The sequence below is a fragment of the Nocardia amamiensis NBRC 102102 genome, from assembly GCF_001612745.1.
Lineage (GTDB): Bacteria > Actinomycetota > Actinomycetes > Mycobacteriales > Mycobacteriaceae > Nocardia > Nocardia amamiensis.
This window is the reverse complement of the sequence record NZ_BDBA01000073.1, coordinates 1-9,430: the sequence shown is the minus strand read 5'-3', so window position 1 is coordinate 9,430 and position 9,430 is coordinate 1. Positions and strand designations below refer to the sequence as shown.

Below are 9,430 nucleotides of genomic sequence, written 5' to 3'. Positions count from 1 at the left end.
GTTCCTCATCGACGGCATCCGCGGGAGTTCGATCCCGCCGAAAGCGAGCGCTTGATCGAAGAGCAGAAAAGCAGCAGCTCCTGCGGCCGCCGAGACTTCCCGGTTGCTGCTGCGCGTCGAGGCGGCCCAGGCTCAGGCACAGGTCTATGCCACGCTCGCAGTGCGCGATCAGCTCTGGCACCTCACACCGCCGGAGGAAACGGTGTAGGCCTCCTGCCCCTGCCCATGGCCGCCGGTAACGATCGGTACCAGGTCGCTATCGGCCACACCGGGTCGATAGCGAGGAGCCGCAGCGGTTATTGCTCAACTCGTATCGCCGTGATCTGGGTACGCTGCTCGCCGTGAGCACCGTCGATCTGTTGTGGAACCCTCGCACCGAGGTCGCGCTGCGCCAAGCCGCCGCCGACGGCCTGCTCGAGGAGAGCCACGAACTCGACATCAAACGCCAGCTGGAATCGGGCGAGTCAGCGAACAAGAAGATCGCCTGCGACATTGCCGCATTCGCTCTCGACGGCGGCATCATCGTTATCGGGGTTGACGAAGACACCTCGCCACCGAGCTTGTGGCCGGTCGAACTGGACGGGTTGGCCGAACGCATTGAAAGCATCGCCGCGACCGCAGTGCACGAGAGCGTGCGGATCCAAACCACCGTTATCGAGGCCACCGACGCACCAGGCAGGGGCTATCTGATCGTGCGGGTCCCACAATCCCCGCGGGCCCCGCACATGGTCGACGGCCGCTACTACGGCCGCGGCGACAAGGAGAACCGCGTGCTGTCCCACGCTGAAGTCCTGCGCCTGCACGAGCGCCAACTGACTGGCCGCAAGGACATCTTGGCCGAGGCTCGCCGCGCAATCACCAATCTCGGGCGCCAACACGAGGACCCGATCCTGGCCGTTGTGGCTGAGCCGCTTGGCGCGCCGGACAACCTGCTCGTACCGCTTACCGATTCCGCTGGCTGGCAGAATACTGTCCATGAGCTGGTGCGCACCGCCGCAACTCCCGACAACTTGTCCTACAGGCCGAACTTGCTTTCCAGTCCTGGATTCGGGCGCCGAGCCCACGCCGTAGCGATCACCACAGGCTTGTCTGAGGACCGCGGCTGGGAAGGCCAGGGTCGCGCCGCCGAGTTGGCCTTTCGCGAAAACGGCACCCTTGTTCTTATCTCCGAGCGTGCGGTGGTCACCGAGAACCGATACGGCCACCCATCAGCACAGCCGCGGATTTTCGAGACACTGATCCTCGGCCACGCTGACCTGTTGGTGCGTGTGGCCGCCGCAGTCGCCCAGCAGTACGGATTCACTGGCACCTGGCAATTCGGCCTGGTGCTCACCGGCATCCGCAACGCCACGTCCCTCACACTCGATCAGGACATCATGGCGGGCTACGGTGCGCCCTACACCGACGACAGCTACGAACGCACCACCGAGGCCGCGCTGCTCGACTTGACTCACAACCCCCGCGCTACGGTCAAGGCACTTACCGGCGCGTTGCTGCGCAGCCTCGCCGCACACCACCGGTGGGAAAGCTTCTTCACCGAGTAACCCAGGCAACGCCGCCGAGTGCGAGGCCCGCGATTCTGATCGACTACGCCAGCGATTGGCACCGGAACCTCACTCCGCCCCAGATCGTCACCGCACTGCCTCTGAGCCTCCGCTGTCACCACTTGAGCAAACCGGTTCCTCTGTACGAAGCCTTCGGGCGTGAACGTTCTGGAGTCTCGCGCTCTCGACCCCCGGATAGCCCCGGAGCAGAGGAAGGCGAATGCCGCGATCGATCACATGGCGAGGAGTTGCTTGAGGTATCGCACGCTTTCCGCCATTGGCAGTGCGTCGTTTCCCATCCGATTCATGACTGCCTCATGCAGCTCGACATCGCGGCGTCTTTCGAGGTAGAGCGCGCTGGTGAGCTGCTCGGTATAGACGATGTCGGGTAGGTCGGCCTCCGGGAAGGACAGAATGCTGAAAGAGTTGCCTACCGCCGCGCCTGTGCCTGGGGAATAGCGCAGGACCTGGATCAGGATATTCGGACGCTCGGCCATCTCGATCAGGTGCTCAACTTGTTCGTGCCACACGCGTGCCCCGCCGACAAGACGGCGCAGCACGCTTTCGTCGATGACAAACCACAAGGTCGGTGCCGTTGCCCGAGTGAGGATCTGCTGACGGCGTGTCAGCAAGGCAACCCGACGCTCGATCTCATCATCGATCCTGTCATCGAGCCTGACTACCGCGCGTGCATAGTTGACGGTCTGCAACAAGCCCGGGACGAATCGCGCCTCATAGGTGCGGATCGCGTTCGCAGCCTGCTCCAACCCGATATAGGTTTCGAACCAGGTCGGGACAAGGTCGCTGTACTGATCCCACCAGCCTGGATCGTTGGCGTGGCGGGCCATGTCGAAATACATGTCGCGTTCATCGGGGTTGACGACGCCGTAGAGGGACAGCAGGTCCTTCAGGTCCCGCTCTTTGATGCCGGCACGCCCCAGCTCCAGTCGACTGATCTTGGCGTGCGAGCCCCCGCGGATCGCGTCGCCGGCTACCTCCCTGGTTATCCCGCGGCGCTCACGCAGTTTGCGGAGTCTGTTGCCGAGCGCGATCCGCAGGGCGGTCGGACTACGTTCTGCCACTGCCACCGAATTATCCGTACGAGGGATGGTGATGGTGTTCCCAGCGTGACTGTAGGGTGCTTGCCGATCAGGGCGAGATGAACTGACATATACGGCGTCTCGCCTCGAACGAAGCTGATCCAATCGATCGACATCGGCCGTTATCGCCTGCATCGGGGCTACCGCTGGCGTGCGTTGCTCCAATCCGTCTTCAGTGTCGGCGCCGGTCGCTTGCTGTTTCCTTGCTTCGATATCAACCATTGCTTGGCGCACCCGAATGACGTCTGCGTCAGAAACAGTGCTGTGCAGCACCCGCGCAGCCAGCCCACCAAGAGACCCTTGATCGAGCAGCTCGGAAATCCGTATCGACCTCATAAGACCGCGGACGCTGTCGGCATCGGAATCGGGAACCGTGCTGAGCGATGTCTGCGGATCCTTTCCTCCCAGCGAGCCACGGTCAAGCAGCTCCGAAATCCGCGCCAGCCGACGCTTTGCCTCATTCAGCTCGTTCATACGGGTTTCCTTCCCCGCGACAGCGAACGCACCCACTCATGCATCGCCATCAAGCGTGACCAGCGCCGTTCCACCGCTTTCTCGGTCACAAACAGTTCCTGGGCTATCTCCCGATTGGTCTTGCCGTTGACCTTGCCCCACAGGATTGCCTTGTCGCGCGGTGCCCAACTGTCCAGTACCGAGCGCACCAGCTCGCGGATCACTGAGCGCTCGGTCGAATCCTCGACGCCCTGCGCGGCAGCAGCTGTGAGCTCATCAACGGGAACGCGAGGGTCGTCGAGCCGAATCAGCGCGTCCTCTGCCCATTTTCGTTCCTCTTTCCTGCGCTTCGAGAAGGCCGACACGAACGCATAGACACATCCCGTCACGAAGTACGTCTCTATGCTGGCGCCGCCCTCCGCAGTCCAGCCCACGCCGTCACGGGCCTTCCGCCGAAACGACACGAGAGCCTTTGCCACCGAGAAGAACTTGAGTTCGTCGCGCACGTCGGACCAGCGGCGGAGCTCGTCCAGCTCGAATTCGGTCGGCTCGAGTTGCATACCCCGCTCGGCGGCCTGAACAAATACCTCGCCGTTCTGCAGCCACGCCTCCAGGACACTCAGCCCGTGCCGCGCCAGACGTTCCTCCAGCAACGCCCAACCCGGCCCACCGAGGTCTTCTTCGCGGAGCAAGTCGAATAGTTCGGCGTCTGCTGCGACCTGTGGGGGTAGAGCTCGGTCAGCGGCGGCTGAACTACCCACCGCTGGCGCTGCCGCTGCGTCACTGACTTCCTCCGACAGAGGGTTGTTCGGATCATCGCCGACCGGTCTTCCTCCCTCATCAGCGCTCCCCATCGTTGGTTCCTTCTCGGCATGGTGGTCTGGACTCGATACCGCTCATCACTTTGTTATATGGCTCGATCGAGCTCCAACCCCCTCGACCAGAAGGCCGATCGAATCCCGTGCAGGAGGGGATGAATCGCATGACGGATCGGTACAACGACCGCAGGAGCACTACCAGGAGGACACGCTCATGCCGGTCATCCCCGACCAGACTGCCACCACAGACTCCGAGAACGACCCAATCGTGTGCCCGGAACACCACACCGCGCACTGCCTGGCCGTCATACGCGCCGAGGCGCCGCCCGTCGGCCTTCTCGACTTCCTTGATCGCCAAGTGAAGCTGCTGTGCAGCGATCACTGGGATAGCAGATGCACACGTACCCTGCTGGCAGTTCTCGTCAAATGTGCTTTCCTGACGGCGCTACTAGCGCTTGTGCTGACGCACATAACATCTCCCGTCTGGTTGACGGTATTGGTCAGCGGAGTCGTGCTCGGGTGGAGCCGGTTGCGCGGAGGGCAGCGTCCGGGCTCACGGCGCCGGTCCAAGTGGCGCAGATCCGCCGGGGCGGACGTAGCAGGGATGGAATGGCCCTCCGTGTCTTTACCGCGGTAAAGACACGGCCCATTGAGGATGGCGGATCTTTACCGCGGTAAAGATCGACCGCCAGCTGCACCATGAGTGGGGCTTTACCGCGGTAAAGACCGTTCGGGGTCTCCGCTCGAGGTCTCCGCGATGGGCTTTACCGCGGTAAAGATTCGTGCTCGCGAGCGTGGTGGGGTTTACCGCGGTAAACCCCACCACGCTGACCTCAGCGTTTCGCGGATGTCTCCAGTGCTGCTGTCAGCGCGAGGATCAGGTTCTTCAGCTGCTCGGTGTCCATGTACTCGCTGATCGCATCGGCGAGTACTTCCGGGCGGGCATCGAAGCGTTTGAGTGCTTTCGCGATCCGTGGCGCGTCGACCGGTGGCCGTTCTCGCGGCGCGACCTCTGCGTCGCGGGCGTCGCTGTCGGCCTTGGCTTGTTCGGCTTGCCACTTCGCGACCTGCTCCTCGAGCGGAACCTTGGCAAGGCTGCGGGCGACCCGGACCGCGAGGTCGCCGCGGCGTAGCGCGGCCTGCAGTTCGGGAGCGAGTTTGAGCAGCGCGCGCCGTTGCGACACCCAGCCGGCGGTCTTCTTCAGCTGGACTGCGGCGGCCTCGGCGGTGCCGCACTCGACGACGAGGGCCTCGACGGCTTTGGCTTCCTCGATGACGTCGAAGTCTTGGCGGCCGATGTTTTCGTCGATCACCACTGATAGCAGCCGCGCCCGCGACGAGGCGACCTCGTCTTTGACGACGAATTCCAGCTCGGCGCACCCGTATTTGGCGGCAGCTGCCAGACGTCGGCACCCGTTGACGACTACCCAGCGGGCGTCGCCGACTGCCTCCTGATCGTCGGGGTACAGCGCAAGGTAAGCGTCGCGTGTGACGACAAGCGCGGACTGCAGCTGGCCGTCGACGATGCTCGCCAGGTCGCTCAGATCGCCGAGCTCGTCGCGAGGGTTGCGTGGGTTGGCGACGAACTGGTCCAGGGGAGCGGAGGTCGCCGGAGCACCGGATTGGCTGGTGGTCCCGTCGACGGGGGATTGGTCGCCGACCGCGTCGATCAGGTCTGCGAGGTTTCTGCGTGCTCCACCGCGGGCCATCAGCCGACCCTCAATTCCAGTGCCAGCTTGTAGAAGTCCTCACGGGCGCGCAGCGAGGTCCCGTTGGTCGGGTACTCGGTGACGACTTGCCCGTTCAGGGAGGCACGGGTGTGGAGCTTGTAGCGGCGGATCACCGTCTTGGCGCCGGGCCACTGGTTGCGCTTGATGAACTCGACGGTCTCGTCACGGTCGGCTTCGCCGTCGCGGGGGTCCCAGTTGTTGAGTACCACCGTGTGTTTCAGCCCGCGGGGCTTGATGACCTTGCGGATGGTGCGCGCGGTCGGGTCGAACGACAGTGGTTCTGGGGTGATCGGGACGATGACGTGGTCGGCGCAGTCGAGTACCGCGCGCAGCGCGTCTCCGGCAGGGCCTTCGCCGAGTGGGTCGCGGGTGTCGTCGGGTTCGGCCATGTCGAGCCAGCCTGGGGTGTCGACGAAGACGTGGTCGATTCCCTTGAGTTCCCGCAGTTTCCGCAGCCCGTTGAGGTCGCTGTGCGCCTGGACGACGTGGAAGGGCAGGTTGTCCACGCGTGAGCCCCACCAGACCGCTGATCCCTGCGGGTCGATAGACACCGCCGCGACCGGTGACGGCGCGTCCGGATCCAGGCCTCCGCCGGAGACCTCCGCGGTGACCGCGGCAAGGTTCACTGCCAGCGTGCTTTTCCCAACGCCGCCTTTTTGATTGAGCAGCACAAATACATGCGCCATGAAATTTCTCCCGTGTGCTTCGCCGTTCGGCTACTTCGGATGGCGCCAGCAGCATAACCGGCGAACCAGCACTTCAGCGTGACGAACGGGTTCCGACGCGCGCAGTTCATGTCCCTGGTCAGCACCGCATTCCGCGTACTACGGCAACAGGACGCAGGAAAACCGTTGGGGAACTACTCTTCTCGCATGTGGCTGTTCGCCCTGTGGGGGTGTATCGGCGCGGCCGTAAACTGCGGAACCGAATTCGTCGAGGCAAGTAGTCGGGTCAAGGGATGGCCGTGGGCCGATCCACAGGGCCCCGGTGGGGGCGTTTACGTCGTTGCCCTTGCCATCAAGCTCGGGGCTGGGGCTGCCACCGCAGCGGTTCTACCCGAGAGCGGGTTGCTGCCTGAGAATGTCGCCGTCGCTTTCGGTATAGGTGCGTGCGCTCCTTCGATCATCAAGAAGCTCGCCCAGTATGTCCAAGGGTTGCTGCCGCCTGGCGGGCCGTCTGCGTGAGAGGGGAGGGGCCATGATGCCAAACAACGTTGGTGGCCGCTTGTTGTCGGCGCTGGCTGGGACAAGCCCTGCGTTCACACGGGTATCGGCGGAAGAGCATGGAGGCGTGGGGATGCGGCTTCTGGCGGCCTTGGCTGGGTCTACCCCAGCATTCGCCCCCGGTCGGCGGGATGCTTTCCAGAGTGTCAGGGAACAATCGGCTCTTGCGTTCGCGGATGGTCAGTCGAGGGACAGGGACGCGGGGCGGGAGGAGGCGGGGACGCGTCGAGAGACGCTGATTCATCGTCTCGGCAGTGCCGTGAGGCGGCGTCTTCGGGATCGCGCGTGGTTGCTTGAGCTCGCCGCAGTGTGGTTCGTAGGGATCGCCATTGCCGCGGACCGGGACATCAACCCCTTCGTCTCTGTAACAATACTCCTCGCATTGTTCAGCCTTTTGGCGACAGCTGATGAGGCAATCACCAGCCGGGTCGTGGTACGCGGCTCCTCCTGGCCGCGTAGCAGTCGCCACGGCGATCGGGGAGATACCTCCGCCGACCTCAAGGCGAAACTGCTGCCGAACGGGTCGATCCTCATTACAACTTCCGACGGCCATGTCGTCACGACCGTCTCTGACCGGACACTTACCGGCAGCGAAGAGGCCACGACCGAAGATCGAGGTTTCGATGAGGGCGATGGCGATGCCGAGCGTCCGAACTATTTCGATGGGGAGTTGCTGATTCGAACCGGTGGAGACCCTGATCAGCTGGCCCAGCTGCTGGACTGGTTCCGTCACGATGACGCTCTGCGCGGCCACGTCAAGGTCCAGCCTGCCCAACCCCGCGACGGTGATATGGGCGGGCTATCCGATGCGCTGGTGGTGACCCTCAATACCACGGGATTCGGTGGCGTCCTGGCCGCGCTGACGAGTTCATTGACCGCGTGGTTGTCCCTTCGCCGTCCGGGCGTCACAGTGACAGTGACCAGCGCCAACGGCGAGTCCATTGAACTGAGCGCCACAGCAGTCGACGCGGCATACGTTGCACAGGAAGTTCGGCGTCTGGTCACGCCACCAGACTCCTGATAACGCGGTACAACCGAAGTTCCCGTCGCGTGACGCGACTACGCGCCGGACAGCTACTCATGCGCAGTTCGCGTCACGTTGGGCAGCTGCTCGCTACCGGATCACCGCGGAGCCGTGGTCGGTTGCAGGCTCGTCTGGATCTTTACCGCGGTAAAGACACGGCCCATTGAGGATGGCGGATCCTTACCGCGGTAATGAGAGACGCCCCGACCCCGCGCTCAAGCTCTGACTGTCGTCGTGGGACTACTGAGACAGGCGCGGCACATTGCAGAACAGTTCGAAGGACGATGGCATGACACGCACGGATGAGACACGGCACCGGCTGCTCGAATGGACTCAGGGCCAGGCGCCGTCCGAGCGCCTGGCCGCTCAAGTTCTCGCGCACGAGGGGTTCGAGGACATCGACCCATCGCATCCGCTCGGAGGGCAGGACGGAGGCCGGGATGGCGTGTGCACCAGGGACGGTCAGCGTTGGATCTTTGCCGTGTACTTCCCGCGTGGCCAGCAGTCCCTCACCAACATCAAGAAGAAACTCTGCGACGATCCCGTCGCGGCAGCCAAATAAGGGATAACCGTAGTATCGGCCGATTTTCGGGCGTATATGGCGTAGTGGGCTGGTAGAGAACGGTTCCCTCGCTCAGGGCATCGCGGTTGCGGTGGCTGTCGACCGGTCGGGGGAAGGCGTCCGCATTTACATAGATTATGAATATAAAAATGCTATGCTTCGAGCGTGAGTCGTCACGGCGCCGCTCCTGGCGCGTCCGCCGCCATCGGGGCAGCCCTCTACGGCCTGGCCACCAGGGCCGCGAGACGCCTGCCCCGGGACATGAGCCTGACATCCGCCGCCACCCTGGCCACCCTGGACCGGACCGGCCCGCGGCGGATCACCGATCTGGCCGCGGTCGAAGGCGTCACCCAGCCCGCAATGACCGCCCTGGTCCGGGTGATGGAGGAGTCCGGCCTGGTCGAGCGACGGGGCGACGCGTCCGACAAGCGGGTCACGCTGGTGTGCCTGACCGAGGCCGGCGCCTGCTATGTGCGGACGCGGCGCCAGGCGGGCGTCCACGCGTTCGAGAGGTTGATCGGCGAGCTCACCGGCGACGAGGTCGAGGCGCTGGTGGCGGCCCTTCCGGCGCTGAAGCATCTGGCAGAGCTCGAAAGCCAGGACCGCGAAGGGCCGAAGCAGTGACCGGGCAGCCGGTCGGCGGGGTCGCGGTGAAGGCGTTCCCGGTGGCGCGTTCCGAGGCGCGGCTGCTGGTCCCCGCCCTGATGTTCATCGCTCTGGTCGTGGCGGCGGTCGCCAGCCTCGGGGCGCCGCTCATCACCAGCGTGGCGACCTCGTTCCACGTCTCGCTCGGCAGCGCGCAGTGGACGCTGACCGTCGCTCTGCTCAGCGGCGCCGTCGCCACGCCGGTCCTGGGCCGGCTCGGAGCCGGCCCGCACCGGCGGGCCACGATCCTCGCCACGCTGGCGGTCGTCGTCGCCGGCAGCGCGCTCACCGTGCTGCCGCTGCCGTTCGCGTGGCTGCTGGCCGGCAGGGC

8 protein-coding genes and 1 pseudogene are annotated in these 9,430 nt (G+C 64.5%); 5 read left to right on the top strand and 4 right to left on the bottom strand.

Annotated elements, in window-relative coordinates; translation table 11 throughout:
• Window positions 1-341 precede the first annotated feature (341 nt).
• Window positions 342-1,544 carry an AlbA family DNA-binding domain-containing protein gene (locus NA4_RS15665; RefSeq protein WP_067470367.1) on the top strand — a complete coding sequence of 401 codons (1,203 nt, stop codon included), beginning with the start codon at window positions 342-344 and terminating at the stop codon, window positions 1,542-1,544.
• 233 nt (window positions 1,545-1,777) lie between these two features.
• On the opposite strand, the gene NA4_RS15660 is transcribed toward NA4_RS15665, so the two are convergent.
• The 4 genes from NA4_RS15660 to NA4_RS15645 form a co-directional block, all read right to left on the bottom strand.
• Window positions 1,778-3,118: a Sco1979 family transcriptional regulator gene (locus NA4_RS15660; RefSeq protein WP_307188584.1), complete on the bottom strand. Its 1,341-nt coding sequence runs from the start codon at window positions 3,116-3,118 to the stop codon at window positions 1,778-1,780.
• Window positions 3,115-3,750 (bottom strand): LuxR C-terminal-related transcriptional regulator, encoded by a 636-nt coding sequence (locus NA4_RS15655; protein ID WP_169811047.1) that lies wholly within the window; start codon window positions 3,748-3,750, stop codon window positions 3,115-3,117. Before NA4_RS15655 ends, NA4_RS15660 begins: the two co-directional genes overlap by 4 nt.
• A 998-nt stretch (window positions 3,751-4,748) precedes the next feature.
• Window positions 4,749-5,624, bottom strand: coding sequence for a ParB/RepB/Spo0J family partition protein (locus NA4_RS15650; RefSeq protein ID WP_067470363.1), 876 nt, complete (start codon window positions 5,622-5,624; stop codon window positions 4,749-4,751).
• Window positions 5,624-6,331, bottom strand: coding sequence for a ParA family protein (locus tag NA4_RS15645; RefSeq protein WP_067470362.1), 708 nt, complete (start codon window positions 6,329-6,331; stop codon window positions 5,624-5,626). The genes NA4_RS15650 and NA4_RS15645 overlap by 1 nt, the downstream gene beginning before the upstream one ends.
• An 826-nt stretch (window positions 6,332-7,157) precedes the next feature.
• Here NA4_RS15645 and NA4_RS15635 point away from each other — a divergent pair.
• The 4 genes and pseudogenes from NA4_RS15635 to NA4_RS15620 all read left to right on the top strand — a co-directional run.
• Entirely contained in the window at window positions 7,158-7,889 is a 732-nt protein-coding gene (locus NA4_RS15635; protein WP_157129040.1) for an effector-associated constant component EACC1, read from the top strand.
• Window positions 7,890-8,181: 292 nt separating this feature from the next.
• The gene (locus NA4_RS15630; protein ID WP_067470359.1) at window positions 8,182-8,454 is read left to right on the top strand and encodes a hypothetical protein; all 273 of its coding nucleotides are present in this window, start codon (window positions 8,182-8,184) and stop codon (window positions 8,452-8,454) included.
• Between the two features lie 165 nt (window positions 8,455-8,619).
• Complete coding sequence (locus tag NA4_RS15625) at window positions 8,620-9,078, top strand: MarR family winged helix-turn-helix transcriptional regulator (RefSeq protein WP_245671388.1); 459 nt, start codon at window positions 8,620-8,622, stop codon at window positions 9,076-9,078.
• Window positions 9,075-9,430 (top strand): annotated as a pseudogene (locus tag NA4_RS15620) (hypothetical protein); the annotation flags it as partial. The gene NA4_RS15625 and the pseudogene NA4_RS15620, both read left to right, overlap by 4 nt.